The organism is Pseudomonas sp. HTZ2 (genome assembly GCF_033173945.1).
GTDB lineage: Bacteria > Pseudomonadota > Gammaproteobacteria > Pseudomonadales > Pseudomonadaceae > Aquipseudomonas > Aquipseudomonas guariconensis.
On sequence record NZ_CP137332.1, the window covers coordinates 2,992,916 to 3,009,602 of the forward strand.

A 16,687-nucleotide genomic window follows, 5' to 3' on the forward strand; every position below is an offset into this window, starting at 1 on the left:
GGCTTCCAAGCCCGGCAAATACCGTGGATGTACCTTGATGAAGATAAGCTGGACGTGGTTCCACAAGCTGGGCTCCCCCAAATGGTTCTATGCCATCAGTGGCCGCATGCTGCCTTGGCTGAGCGGGTGCGCCATTCTCCTGCTGCTGGTCGGTGTCATCTGGGGCCTGGCCTTCGCCCCGCAGGATTACCAGCAGGGCAACAGCTTCCGGATCATCTACATCCACGTCCCCGCCGCCATGCTGGCCCAGTCCTGCTATGTACTGCTGGCGGTGGCTGGCGTGGTGGGGCTGGTGTGGAAGATGAAACTGGCTGATGTGGCCGTGCAGTGCGCAGCGCCCATCGGTGCCTGGATGACGGCCGTGGCGCTGGTCACCGGGGCGATCTGGGGCAAGCCGACCTGGGGCAGTTGGTGGGTCTGGGATGCCCGACTGACCTCCATGCTCATCCTGCTGTTTTTGTACTTCGGCATCATCGCCCTGGGCCAGGCGATCAGCAATCGTGACAGCGCGGCCAAGGCTTGCGCGGTTCTGGCGATCGTCGGTGTGGTGAACATCCCGATCATCAAGTACTCGGTGGAGTGGTGGAACACCCTGCACCAAGGCGCCACCTTCACCCTGACCGAGAAGCCGGCCATGCCTTCTGAAATGTGGCTGCCGCTGTTGCTCACGGCATTGGGTTTCTACTGCTTCTTTGGCGCTGTGCTGCTGCTGCGCATGCGCCTTGAAGTGCTCAAGCGCGAGGCGCGCGCCAGTTGGGTCAAGGAGGAAGTGTTGAACAGCCTGGGTCGGAGGGCCGCGTGATGAGCTTCGCTTCCTTCAATGATTTTTTGGCCATGGGGCACCATGGTCTGTACGTCTGGTCGGCTTACGGCATCTGCCTCGCGGTGCTGGCGCTCAATGTCGCCGCACCGCTGCTGGCTCGGCGTCGTTACCTGCAAGAAGAGGCGCGTCGTCTGCGCCGGGAGAACAACCAGTGAATCCTCAGCGCAAGAAACGCCTGTTCCTCATCCTGGGCCTGCTGGTCGGTGTCGCCATCGCCGTGGGCTTTGCGCTGAGCGCCCTGCAGCAGAACATCAACCTGTTCTACACCCCGACCCAGATCGCCAACGGCGAGGCGCCGCTGGACACGCGCATCCGTGCCGGCGGCATGGTCGAGAAAGGCTCGGTGCAGCGCTCCCCCGATTCGCTGGACGTGCGCTTCGTGGTCACCGACTTCAACAAGTCGGTGCCGATCACCTACCGTGGCATCCTGCCCGACCTGTTCCGTGAAGGCCAAGGCATTGTCGCCCTGGGCAAACTGAATGCCGACGGCGTGGTGGTGGCCGACGAGGTCCTGGCCAAGCATGACGAGAAATACATGCCGCCGGAGGTCACCAAGGCCCTGAAAGAAAGCGGCCAGGCCGCGACCGGCACGGAGCCCAAGCCATGAACGCGGCATTGGTCATCCCGGAGCTGGGGCAATTGTCGATGATCCTGGCGATTTGCTTCGCGGGGGTCCAGGCCAGCGTACCGCTGCTTGGCGCCTGGCGCGGCGACAGTCTGTGGATGAGCCTGGCGCGGCCTGCGGCCTGGGGGCAGTTCGCCTTCCTGGCTTTCGCCTTTGCCTGCCTGACTCACGCCTTCATGACCGACAACTTCTCGGTCGCCTATGTGGCCAGCAACTCCAACAGCGCCTTGCCCTGGTACTACAAGTTCAGTGCGGTGTGGGGCGCCCACGAAGGTTCGCTGTTGCTCTGGGCCCTGATCCTCGGCAGCTGGACCTTCGCCGTTTCGGTGTTCTCGCGCCAGTTGCCGCAAGTCATGCTGGCTCGGGTGCTCGCGGTGATGGGCATGATCAGCGTGGGCTTCCTGTCGTTCCTGATCGTCACCTCCAACCCATTCGAGCGCCTGCTGCCGCAGGTGCCCACGGACGGACGCGACCTCAACCCGTTGCTGCAGGACTTCGGCCTGATCGTTCACCCGCCGATGCTGTACATGGGTTACGTGGGCTTCTCGGTGGCCTTCGCCTTCGCCATCGCCGCACTGCTCGGTGGCCGCCTGGACGCGGCCTGGGCGCGCTGGTCGCGGCCTTGGACCATCGTCGCCTGGGCCTTCCTGGGCGTGGGGATCACCCTGGGCTCCTGGTGGGCCTACTACGAGTTGGGCTGGGGCGGCTGGTGGTTCTGGGATCCGGTGGAAAACGCCTCCTTCATGCCATGGCTGGTGGGCACGGCACTGATCCATTCGCTGGCCGTCACCGAAAAGCGTGGGGTGTTCAAGAGCTGGACGGTACTGCTGGCCATCGCCGCGTTCTCGCTCAGCCTGCTGGGTACTTTCCTGGTGCGCTCCGGGGTGCTGACCTCGGTGCATGCCTTCGCCGCCGACCCTTCGCGCGGTGTATTCATCCTCATCTTCCTGCTCTTCGTGGTAGGTGGTTCGCTGGCCCTGTTCGCGTTTCGAGCGCCTGTGGTCAAGAGCCAGGTGGGCTTTGCCCTGTGGTCGCGGGAAACCCTGTTGCTGGCCAACAACTTGGTGTTGGTCGTGGCCGCCTCGATGATTCTGCTCGGTACGCTCTACCCTCTGGTGCTCGATGCCTTGACCGGCGCCAAGCTGTCGGTCGGTCCGCCTTACTTCGATGCGTTGTTCCTGCCGCTGATGGCATTGCTGATGGTGGTGCTGGGCATCGGCGTGGTGGTGCGCTGGAAAGACACCCCCGGCAAGTGGCTTGTGGGCATGATGACTCCGGTGTTGATCGGCAGCGCTATCCTGGCACCGGTCGCGGGCTTGATCGTCGACGATTTCGAATGGCCTGCCTTGAGCGCCTTCGCCCTGGCCGCCTGGGTGGTGCTTGCCGGTGTTCGCGACATCTTCGACAAGACCCGCCACAAGGGCCTGGCCAAAGGGCTGCGCGGCCTCTCGCGCAGCTACTGGGGCATGCAGCTGGCGCACCTGGGCCTGGCGGTTTGCGCTTTGGGCGTGGTGCTGGCGAGCAGCAACAGTGCTGAGCGCGACCTGCGCATGGCCCCCGGCGAAAGCGTGGAACTGGGTGGCTATCACTTCCTGTTCGAGGGGGCCAAGCATTTCGAAGGGCCGAACTTCATTTCCGACAAGGGCACTGTCCGGGTAAGCCGTGATGGCCGCGAGGTGACCGTGCTGCATCCGGAGAAGCGCCTGTATACGGTGCAGCAATCGATGATGACCGAGGCCGGTATCGATGCCGGTTTCACCCGCGATCTGTATGTCGCCCTCGGCGAGCCCCTGGACAACGGGGCCTGGGCGGTGCGGGTGCATATCAAGCCTTATGTCCGCTGGATCTGGCTGGGCGGTCTGCTGACCGCGCTGGGCGGATTCCTGGCGGCTCTCGACCGACGCTATCGCGTCAAGGTCAAGGCCCGGGTGCGTGATGTCCTGGGCATGTCTGGAGCGACTGCATGAAGCGTTGGATCATGGTGTTGCCACTGGCGGTGTTCCTGCTGGTGGCGGTCTTTCTCTACAAGGGGCTGTTCCTCAAGCCCGACGAACTGCCTTCGGCGATGATCGGCAAGCCCTTCCCGGCGTTCTCCCTGGCTTCGGTGCAGGGCGATCGTACGCTGACCCCCGCGGACCTGCAGGGGCGCCCAGCGCTGGTCAACGTCTGGGCGACCTGGTGCCCCTCGTGCAAGGTCGAGCACCCGTACCTGAACCAGCTGGCCGAGCAGGGCGTGGTGATCCACGGCGTCAACTACAAGGACGACAACGCCGCGGCGTTGAAGTGGCTGGCGGATTTCCACAATCCCTACCAGTTGAACATCCGTGACGAGCAGGGCAGCCTCGGTCTGGACCTGGGCGTGTATGGCGCACCGGAAACCTTCCTGATCGATGCCAAGGGCATCATCCGCTACAAGCATGTGGGCGTGGTCGATGCCACCGTGTGGCGCGAGCAACTGGCGCCGCTGTACCAGGGGCTGGTCGATGAGGCTCAGCCATGAAGCGCTGGCTTGCTGCTGCCGTACTGGCGTTGAGTCTGACGGGCGTGGCCAAGGCTGCCATCGATACGTATCAGTTTCGTGATGACGCCGAACGTGAGCGTTACCAACAGCTGACCAAGGAACTGCGCTGCCCCAAGTGCCAGAACCAGGACATCGCCGATTCCAATGCACCGATTGCCGCCGACCTGCGCCGAGAAATCTTCCGCATGCTCGGCGAAGGCAAGAGCAACCAGCAGATCGTCGACTTCATGGTCGACCGCTACGGTGATTTCGTGCGCTACAAGCCAGCGCTCACCGGGCGTACCTGGCTGCTCTGGTTCGGCCCGGGGATTCTCCTGGTCGGTGGCTTCGTGGTGCTGGCGTTGATCGTGCGTCGTCGCCGAAATACTGTGGCAAACCCTTGCGCGCAGCTGTCCGCCGAGGAACGCGAGCGTCTCGCCAAACTGCTGGATAAAGAACAGACCCATGACTGAATTCTGGCTTAGCGCGGGCCTGCTGTTGCTCGCGGCCCTGGCTTTTCTGCTGATCCCTATCCTGCGTGGCCGGCGTCGGCAGCAGGAGGAAGACCGTACTGCCCTCAACGTCGCCTTATACCAGGAGCGTGTGGCAGAACTGGCTGCCCAGCAGCAAGCCGGAGTACTCGACAACGACCAGTTGGCCAAGGGCCGCGACGAGGCGGCCCGTGAGCTGTTGGCCGACACCGAGGGCGCCGAGGCGCCACGTCAGGGCCACTTGGGCAAGACCTTGCCGCTGCTTGCGGCGGTGCTGGTGCCGGTGCTGGGCCTGGGCCTCTATTTGCATTTCGGCGCTGCGGACAAGGTCGAGCTGACCCAGGAGTTCGCCCAGGCGCCGCAATCGATGGAAGAAATGACTGCGCGCCTGGAGCGCGCCGTGCAAGCCCAGCCGGACTCGGCCGAAGGTCTGTACTTCCTCGCTCGGGCCTACATGGCCGAGCAGCGTCCCGCCGATGCGGCTCGTACCTTCGAGCGAGCCGTGACGCTCGCAGGGCGACAGCCCGAGCTGCTCGGGCAGTGGGCACAGGCCCTGTATTTTGCCGCCAACAAACAATGGAGCCCGCAGGTACAGGCCCTGACCGACGAAGCGCTCCAGGCGGACCCCAAGGAGGTGACCAGCCTTGGACTGCGTGGCATCGCGGCGTTCGAGGGCGAGCGCTATCAGGAGGCGATCGATTACTGGCAACGTCTGTTGGCCCAACTGCCCGAAGGCGACGCGTCGCGCGCAGCCTTGCAGGGGGGGATCGACCGCGCCGCCGAACGCCTCAAGGCTGCAGGGGGCACCCTGGCCGCTGCGCCTGAGGCTGCACGCCTGAAGGTGCGGGTGGCCCTGGCGGATGCGCTCAAGGACAAGGTCAGGCCAGACGACACGGTGTTCATCTTCGCCCGGGCCAGCAATGGCCCACCCATGCCTTTGGCCGCCAAGCGCGTGACGGTTGCCCAGCTGCCAGTGGAAGTGGAGCTTTCCGACGCGGATGCGATGATGCCGCAGATGAAACTGTCGGACTTCGCGCAAGTCCAACTCGTTGCACGCGTATCGCGCGCCGGACAACCGACCCGAGGCGAGTGGATCGGCCAGAGCTCGCCGCTGCCCAACCGAACCCAGGGCACCCAACAACTGACCATCGACAGCCCAGATCCTTAAGAGAGCGATTCAAATGAACAGCACTGTGCGCTTGACCCTGATCACCCTGGCATTGGGTCTTTCCGCGTGTACGGTGCAGCCGCCGAGCCAGGAGCGCTTGCCGCCGATAGAGGCCCCTCATCCCCGCCAGGGGCCAGCGGTCAAACCGTTGCCAGGGGGGCAGCCGGGCACCCAGCCGAGCAAGCCCGCCGCCACGCCCAAAGCAATGCCGCGTACCTCTGCCAGCTTCGCCCCGCCACCAGGCGGGGCCAGCCATTGGGACCCGCGCATGGGTGTCTATGTCCTGGAGAACAAGACCAATACCTTCTATCGCCAGCGCACCTACTACCGCTGGAACAACGGCTGGAGCTGGTCGCTCAGCCCTGATGGACCCTGGCAGGAAACCGACAGCAGTGGTGTGCCAGGCGGTCTGGGACGCGCCTTCGCTCAGTAGTTCATCCGACCGTTACAGTACAGTTTTGATCCTATCTTTCCATTGACTGTACTGGTGGGTTGCCACGCATAATCCCAGCTCACCGTTGAGCTGGGGGGCGTTCGAGCCCGACTGTCCTGTCGGACGCGTGGCGCGGCTATCGCCATTTTCCTGCCCCCGCTTGCAAACATTCTTTGCCGCTCGGCACTCACTGGCGCTTTTGCGTTCCTGAACGTTTTCCAGAACTCGCCCAGCCAGGTGCTGGGCTTTAGGAGTCTTTGCATGCAATTCGAAATTTTCCAGGTCGACGCGTTCTCCGCCACGCCGTTCGGCGGCAACCCAGCGGCAGTCGTCCCGCTGGAAACCTGGCTGCCCGACGAAACACTCAAGCGTATCGCCGCGGAGAACAACCTTTCCGAAACCGCTTACTTCGTGCGTAACGGCGAGGCATTCGACCTGCGGTGGTTCACCCCGACCGTGGAGGTGAACCTATGCGGGCATGCGACCTTGGCAACGGCGTGGGTGTTGTTCGAGCAGTTGGGGGAGCAGGCCGAGGTGCTGCGGTTCAATACCCGCAGCGGCGAACTGCGCGTCAGTCGAGGTGCCGATGGGCTGCTGGCGATGGATTTTCCGGCCAAGCAGCCGGTAGCGGTTGATATTCCTCAAGCGTTGCTCGAGGCGTTAGGGCTGACCAGTGCCCGGGCGTTGTATCGCACTGATGACTATGTGCTGGTGATCGACGATGCCGAGCTGCTCGGCACGCTGACGCCGGATTTCGTTGCGCTTTCGGCGTTTGACGTGCGAGGAATTGCGGTGACAGCACCCGGAGGTGGGTTTGATTTCGTTACCCGTTGGTTCGGCCCTCGGGTTGGGGTCAATGAAGACCCGGTGACAGGGTCGGCGCATACATCGCTGGCGCCTTACTGGTCCGAGCGGCTGGGCAAGCGCCGGTTGGTGTGCGAGCAGGGCGGGGCGCGTAAGGGGCAACTGGAATGTGAAGTGCCAGGGAATGGGCGGGTGATCATCAGTGGGCGGGGGGCTTTGTACCTGCGTGGGGTCATCTTTGTCTGAGTGGGTTGTGGGGTGAGCCTTTAAGCCTATTCGCGGGTAAATCGGGACGCCGAATAGGCCGGAACAAACACCAAAACAATTAACTTGTTTGCCGTTGCCGTTGCCGTTGCTTTTGATGCGCGTCGGTTCAGTCACCACCCATCGCGACCTCAGAAGGCCGAGTGGAGGTGTCTGTAGGGGCAGGCGCGCAGCGCCCTTCGGCGGTAGCCGAAGACGCGAGATGGAGGCTGGCGTAGCCAGCCGGAGGCCGCGGAGCCCCGCAAGACACCGCAGCGAGGGGACCCCGGAGCGCAGCGCAGGGGCCGGATGTGGGAGCCAGCGGTTTTTGCCTACTTTTGCCCAAGAGCAAAAGTAGGTCGCCGTAAAGGCGAAAAGCGCCGACCGCAAGGACGACCGCCAGCAGACCACCCTGGGCCTGGGCGTGCGCCGTTTCAACGACGGCTACATGCTCGGCGCCAATAGCTTTTTGGACTACGACCTGTCCCGCCAACACGCCCGTCTGGGCCTTGGGGTCGAGTACTGGCGCGACTTTCTCAAAGTCAACGCCAACAGCTACACCCGTCTGACCGGCTGGAAGGATTCGCCCGACGTCGAGGACTACCAGGAACGCCCGGCCAACGGCTGGGACCTGCGCACCGAGGCCTGGCTGCCGTCGATGCCGCAGCTCGGCGGCAAGCTCAGCTACGAGCAGTATTACGGCGATGAAGTCGGCCTGTTCGGCAAGGACAACCGCAAGAAAGACCCCAGCGCCGTCACCGTCGGTCTCACCTACACGCCCATCCCTTTGCTGACCCTCAGCGCCGACCAACGCAAGGGCAACGGCGGCAACGAGACCACCGTCGGTGCCGAGTTCAGCTACCAGATCGGCGAGCCCTGGGCCAAGCAGGTCGACCCCGCCGGCGTCGGCGCCCTGCGCACCCTGGCTGGCAGCCGTTACGACCTGGTCGAACGCAACAACCACATCGTCCTCGAGTACCGCAAGAAGCAGGTCATCCAAATGGCCGCCGCCGCCCACGTCAGCGGCCAGGGCGGCGAGACCAAATCCCTGAGCGTGTGGGTCAACAGCAAGTACCCGCTGTCGCACATCGACTGGACAGCCCCGGCGCTGCTGCAGGCCGGCGGCCGGCTCGTGCACGACGGCGGCCCCCACTACAGCGTGGTGCTGCCCGACTACCAAACCCAGCAAACCAACGTCTACACTCTCCATGGCGTGGCCGTGGACAGCAAAGGCAACCGCTCCGGGCGCAGCGAGACCCGCGTGACCGTCAACGCCCCCGCGGTCAGCGCGCGCCACTCGACCTTCACCCCTGCCCATACCGTGCTGCCGGCCGATGGCAAGACTCAGCAAACCCTGACCCTCGCCATCCGCGACGAGCAGCAGCAGCCGGTGGACATCGCCTTGGCGGATATTCAGATCGCTGTCGCCGAGACGCAAATGCGCGCCGGCGGCATCGTGGTTTCGAAGCCTGAGCGTGTTTCGGCGGGCAACTATGAAGTACGGGTGACCGCGGGCAGCGCGCCGCAATCGATTACCTTGACCCCATCCGTTCAAGGGACTGCGCTGTCGCAAGCGCAGGTCAGCACGGTCAGCTCTGTGCCGGACGACGGCAAATCCGCCTTCGCCGCAGACCGCAGCTCACTCCCGGCGGACGACAAAACCCATGCTGTACTCACCTTCACCGCTCAGGACGCCAATGGCGCACCGGTGGAGGGCATCGCCAAGCATCTGAAGTTCGCGGTGCACAGCGACAAGGGCAGCGCGTCGCCTCCGGATGTGACGGTGAGCCCCATCGTGGAAAGCGCCCAAGGCCGCTACACCGCGACGTTCAAGGGCAAATTGGTCGGCCGTTACACCGTCACCCCCCAGCTGGGCGGTAAGCCCATCGGCCGCCTCAACGCCGAGGTTGAGCTGCAGGCGTTGCGGCCCGTGCCGTCCACTTCGAAATTGGAGGCCAAGCCAGACATCATCCCGGCCAACGGCTCCGATCCCTCGACACTGACCTTCGTGGCCAAGGACATCAACGGTAATCCCGTCACCGGCCTGGGCAACCGGCTGGCAGTGAATGCCACCAATAGCAGCGGCCTGCCACCGGCACCTGACGAGCTCACCCTCGAGCCGATCCAGGAGAGCGGCAATACCGGCATCTACGTCACCACAGTGCGCGGCCTGCAAGCAGACACTTACACCTTTGTCCCGACCATCGGGCGCCAGCCGGTCAATGGCTTGAGTGCCACCGTGCAACTGAAGGCCTTGCCGCCTGCACTAGGCCGCTCGACGTTCGAGGCCGCACCGCCCAAGATCCCGGCAAGTGGCACCGACCCATCGACGCTGACTTTCACCGCCAGGGACGCAAACGACAAGCCCGTGGGAGGTCTCGCCGATCAGCTGAAGTTCGAACTGGCCAACGGCCCGGTCCCGGGCATTACGCTCGGCGACATTTCAGAAGCCAAGACCGGTGAGTACCGTGCGACGCTCCAGGGCACTATCCCAGGCCACTACACCTTCATACCGCACTACAACGGCGCCCCGTTCGGCACGCTGAAAGCCGACGTCGAGCTGCTGCCTCTGCCGCCAGCTGCAAGCCAATCGAAGTTTCAGATCAAGCCGGACACGATCAAGGCCAATTTGAAGGAGTTCTCCACCCTGAACTTCACCGCCAAGGACATCAACGACAAGCCGGTGAGTGGGTTGGCCGATGCACTGACATTCATCGTCCGGGACGCCAGCAACCAACCACTGCCACCTGAGGGCTTCAAGTTGGACCCTGTGCAGGAAACCGTGGAGGGCAACTACCGCACCACGCTCAAAACGAAGATACCGGGCGACCTGACCATCACCCCTCGCGTTGAAAACGACTCGATGGATAGCCTGACAGCGGAGTTGACCGTATTGACGTTGCTGCCATCAGAGGCGCACTCCACGATCACGCTGTCGAACTCCAAAATACTCGCCGATGACGTGCACCAAGCCGCCATTACATTTGACGTGCGCAACGAGCTCGATCAATCGATAGCCGACCTGCTCGATCGGGTCTCGTTCCTCGTGACGGACAGCGCTGGAAAGCCCACGTCCGATGTCACGCTAAGCGCAGTCACATCAACGGCCAAGGGCTATCAGGTGCAACTGCAAGGGCCGAAGGTAGGCCGTTATGAAGTTGTCCCACGCCTGGATGGCATCAACATGAACTCATTGAAGCGCCCCATCGAGCTGATGAGTACCGAGATCGTAGCGCTGAATGCCGGCCGGCCCCGGCATCGATTTCCTGTAAGTACCGGGTTCCCGACCACCGCTCATTTGGAAGCCAGTTTTGTGGTGGAATTGGCAAACGGCGCCGACCCAGTGGATTACACATGGACTTCAACGGCAAGTTGGCTAACGCCCTCAAGCAATGGATACTTCGAGTTCACTGCGCAACCCAGTGATAGCGACTCGGGCACGATAACGATTACCGGCGCTCGCAAGGTCAGCGCAGTGACACACCGTTATACCTTCAAGGTAAGTAACTGGTTCCATATGGCGCACGACTATATGGAACCTTGGAAGGACGCGATGAAAATCTGTAGTTCCTTGGGACTTGTACAAGCATCAAAAGCCGAAGCGACAAAAGGCGATAATGTTCGCGCCCTGGGCACCCCGACCTCAGAATGGGGCTATATGCAAATCAACTGGCTAACATATGAGGTCTGGCTACCTGATGCAGCGGGGCCAGGCATGCGTTGGATGCTGACGCCACAATATGCCGGGTTTCCAGTCGGGGGGACCCAGACGCGGCCTGATCATTGGTTCCGAGGCACCATCTGTCGCCAGCCAATAAAGTAATCGCGCCGTGGTGAGCGCCGCTTTCTATTAGCCCATTCCCTCGCTTACAGCGTCACCGCCCACTGTAAGCGAGGGCCCGCGCCCATACCGCCACGCCTTCAGCGCATGGCGTGATGCCCCCAACGCACCCCCACAATGCATTTGCCCCCGGCGGCGAACCCATGGCATAGATGCAGGTCCACCTTACGATGTGCCTACCTCGAGCCTTCAGGAGACTTCGCCCATGAGCAAACCCTACGTCCCGCCCAAGGTCTGGACCCACGAGGCGCCGTCCGGCGGTCAGTTCGCCAACATCAACCGGCCTGTCGCCGGCCCCACCCACGAGCGGGCGCTGCCGGTGGGCAAGCACCCGCTGCAGTTGTACTCACTGGCCACGCCCAACGGGGTCAAGGTGACCATCTTGCTGGAGGAGCTGTTGGCTCTCGGCCATGCCGGCGCCGAGTACGACGCCTGGCTGATCCGCATCGGCGAAGGCGACCAGTTTTCCAGCGGGTTCGTGCAGGTCAACCCCAACTCGAAGATCCCCGCCCTGCTCGATCGCAGCGTCGAGCCGCCCGTGCGGGTGTTCGAGTCCGGTTCGATCTTGTTGTACCTGGCCGAGAAGTTCGACGCTTTCCTGCCCAAGGCCCCAGCTGCCCGGACCGAGTGCATGAACTGGCTGTTCTGGCAGATGGGCTCGGCGCCTTACCTGGGCGGTGGTTTTGGTCACTTCTATGTCTATGCACCCGAGAAGTTCGAATACGCCATCAATCGCTTCACCATGGAGGCCAAGCGCCAACTGGATGTGCTCGACCGACGTCTGGCCGAAAGCGACTACCTCGGCGGCGAGCAATACAGCATTGCCGACATCGCCGTATGGCCCTGGTATGGCCAGTTGGTGCGCGGCAACCTGTATGGCGCGGCAGAGTTTCTTGCTGTGCATGAATACCCCCATGTGCAGCGCTGGGCCGAGGCCATCGCCCAACGGCCGGCTGTGCAGCGAGGTACCCGGGTGAACCGGACCTGGGGGGATGAGCAAAGCCAGGTGCCGGAGCGGCATTCGGCGGCAGACTTGGTATGAAATGCCTGGGCTGCCTTGCAGCCCATCGCAGGCTTGCCAGCTTCCACCGAGCAAGTGCCTACGGAACCTGTAGACGCTGACGAAGCCTGCGGATGGGGCGCGTAGTGGCCTTCGCAAACCAGAAAGAACGCCATTCGAGGCGGTCTGAGCCTCGACCTCGACACATGCACTGACGCACGCATGCAGCGCACGAGACTGCCGCCGTGCAAATGACCATTGCCACGCTGCATGCCTGCGCCGGGCAAGGGCTTCTTGCTACACTCGCGCCACGAGTTTCCACCTGCATAACTGGTGACAGCATGATCGAGGTAACTGAGGTTTCCATTGCCGAGCTGCGCGACGCGCTCGAGTCCGGCCGCACGACGGCGGTTGAGCTGGTCAAGGCCTACCTGGCCCGCATCGACGCCTATGACGGAGCCGACACCGCCACTGCCCTGAACGCTGTGGTGGTACGCAATCCTGAAGCGCTCAAGGAGGCCGAGGCCTCCGACGCTCGCCGAGCCAAGGGCCAGACGTTGAGCCCGCTCGATGGCATCCCTTACACCGCCAAGGACAGCTACCTGGTCAAAGGCCTGACCGCCGCTTCCGGCAGCCCGGCTTTCAAGGACCTGGTGGCCCAGCGCGACGCCTTCACCATCGAGCGCCTGCGCGCCGCCGGTGCCATCTGCCTGGGCAAGACCAACATGCCACCGATGGCCAACGGCGGCATGCAGCGTGGCGTCTATGGCCGCGCCGAAAGCCCGTACAACGCCGCCTACCTGACCGCGCCGTTCGCCTCCGGCTCGTCCAACGGTGCCGGGACCGCCACCGCTGCCAGCTATTCGGCTTTCGGCCTGGCAGAAGAAACCTGGTCCAGCGGCCGTGGCCCTGCCTCGAACAACGGTCTGTGCGCCTATACCCCCTCGCGCGGGGTCATCTCGGTGCGCGGCAACTGGCCGCTGACGCCGACCATGGACGTCGTGGTGCCCTACGCCCGCACCATGGCCGATCTGCTGGAAATCCTCGATGTCGTCGTTGCCGATGACGCCGACAAGCGTGGCGATCTGTGGCGTCTACAGCCATGGGTGCCGATCCCGGCTGCGTCCTCGGTACGCCCGGCTTCCTACCTGGATCTGGCCGTCGACGCCAGCGCCCTCAAGGGCAAGCGTTTTGGCGTGCCGAAGATGTACATCAATGCCGACCCTGACGCCGGCACCTCGGAAAAACCCGGCATCGGTGGCCCGACCGGCCAACGCATCAATACCCGCGCCAGCGTCATCGACCTGTGGAAGCAGGCGCGTCAAGCCCTGGAAGCGGCCGGTGCCGAAGTGATCGAAGTGGACTTCCCGCTGGTGTCCAACTGCGAAGGCGACCGCCCGGGCGCTCCGACGGTGTACAACCGCGGCATCGTCTCCAAGGAATTCCTGCACGATGAACTGTGGGAACTGTCCGGCTGGGCCTTCGATGACTTCCTGCGCGCCAACAATGATCCGAAGCTCAACCGCCTGGCCGACGTCGACGGCCCGCAGATCTTCCCCCACGACCCGGGCACCCTGCCCAACCGTGAGGACGACCTGGCGGCCGGCATGGATGAGTACGTCAACATGGCCAAGCGCGGCCTGAAGACCTGGGATCAGATCGAGACCCTGCCGGACGGCCTGCGTGGGCTGGAAAAGACCCGCAAGATGGACCTGGAAGACTGGATGGACAACCTGGGCCTGGACGCGGTGCTGTTCCCGACCGTGGCCGACGTGGGCCCGGCCGATGCCGACGTCAACCCAGTATCGGCAGATATCGCCTGGAGCAACGGCGTCTGGGTCGCCAACGGCAACCTGGCCATCCGTCACCTGGGTGTGCCCACTGTCACCGTACCCATGGGCGTGATGGCCGACATCGGTATGCCGGTCGGTCTGACCTTCGCAGGCCGTGCCTACAGCGACAATGCACTGCTGAGCTTCGGTGCCGCCTTCGAGGCCACCGGCTCGCGTCGCATGATTCCGCCGCGCACCCCGCCACTGGGCTGATCCAACGCCTGGCTGGAAACAGGTTTATCCGCAAGCACTGAATCGGTTGCTTCGCGGATAAACCCGCTCCCACTACGATCATCGCCAACGCGCAAACGGGCACCCCCCGATACACCTGAAAAAACGCCCTTGCCCCGCGATTGCGTCTGCCGGAACAATGAAGCATCCCTTTGGAGAGCCCACATGTCCCTGCACATCCAGACGCCCCTGATCGAATCCCGTCCTCTCTCGCTGATCGCCGGCCGCTCGGTCTGGCTCAAGCTCGAAGCCCTGCAGCCGTGCGGCTCATTCAAGCTGCGTGGCGTTGGCCATGCCTGCCAGGTCCATCATGCCCGCGGTGCGCGCCACTTCGTCTCGTCCTCCGGTGGCAACGCGGGGTTGGCTGTGGCCTATGCCGGGCGCAAGCTCGGCGTGCCGGTGACCGTGGTGGTGCCAGAAACCACCACCGAACGCGCCAAGGCGCTGCTGCGCCTGGAAGACGCCAAGGTCGTGGTGCACGGCAGCTCCTGGCAGGAGGCCAACGAACTGGCGCAGACATTGGTCGGGCCAGACGATGCCTTCATCCACCCGTTCGACGATCCACTGTTGTGGGCCGGTCATGCCAGCATGATCGACGAAGTCGCCCGAGCCGGCATGAAGCCCGATGCCGTGATGCTCTCGGTGGGTGGCGGCGGCCTGCTCAGTGGCGTGGTCGAAGGACTCGAACGCAACGGTTGGCACGACGTGCCGGTGCTGGCGGTGGAAACCGACGGTGCGGCCTCGTTGCATGCAGCCCTTGAAGCCGGACAGACCGTGGAACTGCCACGCATCACTTCGGTGGCCACCTCCCTGGGCGCCAAGCGCGTCGCAGAACAGGCGCTGGCCTGTGCACAGCGTCACCCAGTCGAAAGTTGCCTGGTCAGCGACCGCGCCGCGCTGCAGGCCTGCGAGCGTTTTTTACTGGATCACCGCGTACTGGTCGAGCCGGCCTGCGGCGCGGCACTGGCCTTGGCCTACCAACCCGAGGCCCTGGCGGCGTACCGCAATGTCCTGGTGATCGTCTGCGGCGGGGCCACCGCCACGCTGGAGCAGATCCAGGCGTGGCTGGCGGCCCAGGGCTGAACGGCGCTCAGCGATCGCTGCGCCGCGGGGTACCGCCATGGCTGTGCTGGCCACCGACCCGGGCCTTTTCTGCCCGGTCGGTCTTCACATCCTGGTTGGTGCCGCCCTTGCGGCCGGCATCGTGGACTTTCTGTGGGTCGTCGGCAAAACCGTGGGAGCTTTCGTGATGCTTGGTCATGGGGTTCTCCTCATGGATCAGTTCTGAAGATTCGAGCCCCACGGCACATGCCCTGCTCCCTCCTTCCGACAGATGGCGGCGCAAACCCTGTGATCGCAACGGTCACATTTATCTGCTCAACTGGGTCTGCCACGAGGCTGCAGATATCCTGATGAGGCTCCTCTGACCGAAGCGACCGATGCCTTGATGGCAAAGGGATAACAAATACACGTGCAACTCGGACGAAATGCGCCTTCGACCCTTTCGATCCGGGGCAAGTGAAGGCACAATGCGTGTCCTTTTTTTGGCCGGCCTGGCCGGGGGCCTTTAAATGATCAAGACGCCGTACTACCTCATCGATAAACAAAAGCTGCTGGGCAACATGGAAAAGATTGCCTACGTGCGCGAACACTCCGGGGCCAAGGCCCTGCTGGCACTCAAGTGCTTCGCCACCTGGTCGGTGTTCGACCTGATGCAGCAGTACATGGATGGCACCACTTCTTCGTCGCTCTACGAGCTCAAGCTAGGTCGCCAGAAGTTTGCCGGCGAAACCCACGCCTACAGCGTGGCCTGGGCCGACGACGAGATCGAGGAGATGCTCGAGAACTGCGACAAGATCATCTTCAACTCCATCGGCCAGCTGCAACGCTATGCCGAACAGTCCCAGGGCAAGGTGCGCGGTCTGCGCGTCAACCCGCAGGTGAGCAGCTCCGACTACCTGCTGGCCGACCCGGCACGCCCGTTCAGCCGTCTGGGCGAATGGGACCCTGAGAAGATCGAGAAGGTGATCGAACAGATCTCCGGCTTCATGTTCCACAACAACTGCGAGAACGGCGATTTCGGCCTCTTCGACAAGATGCTCTCGCACATCGAGGAGCGCTTCGGTCACCTGCTGCACAAGGTCCAGTGGGTCAGCCTCGGTGGCGGGATCCACTTCACCGGCGAAGACTATGCCCTGGACGCATTCTGCGCGCGCCTGAAGGCCTTCTCCGAGAAGTACGGCGTGCAGGTCTACCTGGAGCCCGGCGAAGCAGCCATCACCCAGAGCGCCTCGCTGGAAGTCACCGTTCTCGACACCCTGTACAACGGCAAGCACCTGGCCGTGGTCGACAGCTCCATCGAAGCGCACATGCTCGACCTGTTGATCTATCGCCTCAACGCCAAGATGGCGCCCAACAACGGCGAGCACACCTACATGGTCTGCGGCAAGTCGTGCCTGGCCGGCGATATCTTCGGCGAGTATCAGTTCGACAAGCCTCTGGCTATCGGTGACCGCCTGTCGTTCGTCGATGCCGCCGGTTACACCATGGTCAAGAAAAACTGGTTCAACGGTCTGAAAATGCCGGCCATCGTGGTCAAGCAGCTCGACGGCAGCGTCGAGGTGGTGCGCGAGTTCGGTTTCGAAGACTACGTTTCCAGCCTGTCCTGAGGCAGGCCCTTTCAGTAAGGAGCAAAA

The 16,687-nt window shown here is 63.4% G+C and carries 15 protein-coding genes and 1 pseudogene; 15 read left to right on the plus strand and 1 reads right to left on the minus strand.

The features are described 5' to 3' along the window. Positions 1 to 37: 37 nt before the first annotated feature. The 14 genes and pseudogenes from R6G97_RS13875 (at position 38) to R6G97_RS13940 (ending at position 15,074) form a co-directional block, all read left to right on the plus strand. Positions 38 to 802, plus strand: a complete 765-nt coding sequence (locus tag R6G97_RS13875; protein ID WP_043212831.1) for a heme ABC transporter permease — start codon at positions 38 to 40, stop codon at positions 800 to 802. Continuing rightward, on the plus strand, positions 802 to 978 hold the full coding sequence (gene ccmD, locus R6G97_RS13880; protein ID WP_043212833.1) for a heme exporter protein CcmD: 177 nt from the start codon (positions 802 to 804) through the stop codon (positions 976 to 978). The genes R6G97_RS13875 and ccmD overlap by 1 nt, the downstream gene beginning before the upstream one ends. Next, positions 975 to 1,430 carry a cytochrome c maturation protein CcmE gene (gene ccmE / locus R6G97_RS13885; RefSeq protein ID WP_090345508.1) on the plus strand — a complete coding sequence of 152 codons (456 nt, stop codon included), beginning with the start codon at positions 975 to 977 and terminating at the stop codon, positions 1,428 to 1,430. The genes ccmD and ccmE overlap by 4 nt, the downstream gene beginning before the upstream one ends. After that, positions 1,427 to 3,415 (plus strand): heme lyase CcmF/NrfE family subunit, encoded by a 1,989-nt coding sequence (locus R6G97_RS13890; RefSeq protein ID WP_317847107.1) that lies wholly within the window; start codon positions 1,427 to 1,429, stop codon positions 3,413 to 3,415. Before ccmE ends, R6G97_RS13890 begins: the two co-directional genes overlap by 4 nt. After that, positions 3,412 to 3,948: a DsbE family thiol:disulfide interchange protein gene (locus R6G97_RS13895; RefSeq protein WP_043212840.1), complete on the plus strand. Its 537-nt coding sequence runs from the start codon at positions 3,412 to 3,414 to the stop codon at positions 3,946 to 3,948. Before R6G97_RS13890 ends, R6G97_RS13895 begins: the two co-directional genes overlap by 4 nt. Continuing rightward, complete coding sequence (locus tag R6G97_RS13900; RefSeq protein WP_090345510.1) at positions 3,945 to 4,421, plus strand: cytochrome c-type biogenesis protein; 477 nt, start codon at positions 3,945 to 3,947, stop codon at positions 4,419 to 4,421. The genes R6G97_RS13895 and R6G97_RS13900 overlap by 4 nt, the downstream gene beginning before the upstream one ends. Continuing rightward, the gene (gene ccmI / locus R6G97_RS13905) at positions 4,414 to 5,607 is read left to right on the plus strand and encodes a c-type cytochrome biogenesis protein CcmI (protein ID WP_043212845.1); all 1,194 of its coding nucleotides are present in this window, start codon (positions 4,414 to 4,416) and stop codon (positions 5,605 to 5,607) included. Before R6G97_RS13900 ends, ccmI begins: the two co-directional genes overlap by 8 nt. A 13-nt stretch (positions 5,608 to 5,620) precedes the next feature. Then, the gene (locus tag R6G97_RS13910) at positions 5,621 to 6,040 is read left to right on the plus strand and encodes a hypothetical protein (RefSeq protein ID WP_043212847.1); all 420 of its coding nucleotides are present in this window, start codon (positions 5,621 to 5,623) and stop codon (positions 6,038 to 6,040) included. Between the two features lie 261 nt (positions 6,041 to 6,301). Beyond that, entirely contained in the window at positions 6,302 to 7,090 is a 789-nt protein-coding gene (locus tag R6G97_RS13915) for a PhzF family phenazine biosynthesis protein (protein ID WP_090345513.1), read from the plus strand. Positions 7,091 to 7,478: 388 nt separating this feature from the next. Continuing rightward, positions 7,479 to 8,036, plus strand: a pseudogene (locus R6G97_RS24835) (inverse autotransporter beta domain-containing protein); the annotation flags it as partial. A 51-nt stretch (positions 8,037 to 8,087) separates the two neighbouring features. Further along, positions 8,088 to 10,910, plus strand: a complete 2,823-nt coding sequence (locus R6G97_RS24840) for an invasin domain 3-containing protein (protein WP_327151604.1) — start codon at positions 8,088 to 8,090, stop codon at positions 10,908 to 10,910. A gap of 223 nt (positions 10,911 to 11,133) precedes the next feature. Continuing rightward, on the plus strand, positions 11,134 to 11,970 hold the full coding sequence (gene yghU, locus R6G97_RS13930; RefSeq protein ID WP_317847108.1) for a glutathione-dependent disulfide-bond oxidoreductase: 837 nt from the start codon (positions 11,134 to 11,136) through the stop codon (positions 11,968 to 11,970). A 299-nt stretch (positions 11,971 to 12,269) separates the two neighbouring features. After that, positions 12,270 to 13,973 carry an amidase gene (locus R6G97_RS13935; protein WP_043215839.1) on the plus strand — a complete coding sequence of 568 codons (1,704 nt, stop codon included), beginning with the start codon at positions 12,270 to 12,272 and terminating at the stop codon, positions 13,971 to 13,973. Between the two features lie 183 nt (positions 13,974 to 14,156). Next, entirely contained in the window at positions 14,157 to 15,074 is a 918-nt protein-coding gene (locus R6G97_RS13940; RefSeq protein WP_317847109.1) for a pyridoxal-phosphate dependent enzyme, read from the plus strand. Positions 15,075 to 15,081: 7 nt separating this feature from the next. On the opposite strand, the gene R6G97_RS13945 is transcribed toward R6G97_RS13940, so the two are convergent. Next, positions 15,082 to 15,252, minus strand: a complete 171-nt coding sequence (locus R6G97_RS13945; RefSeq protein ID WP_070571654.1) for a KGG domain-containing protein — start codon at positions 15,250 to 15,252, stop codon at positions 15,082 to 15,084. A 310-nt stretch (positions 15,253 to 15,562) separates the two neighbouring features. Between R6G97_RS13945 and nspC the strand changes: the two genes are divergently transcribed. Then, positions 15,563 to 16,660: a carboxynorspermidine decarboxylase gene (nspC, locus tag R6G97_RS13950; RefSeq protein WP_043206869.1), complete on the plus strand. Its 1,098-nt coding sequence runs from the start codon at positions 15,563 to 15,565 to the stop codon at positions 16,658 to 16,660. Positions 16,661 to 16,687: the final 27 nt, after the last annotated feature.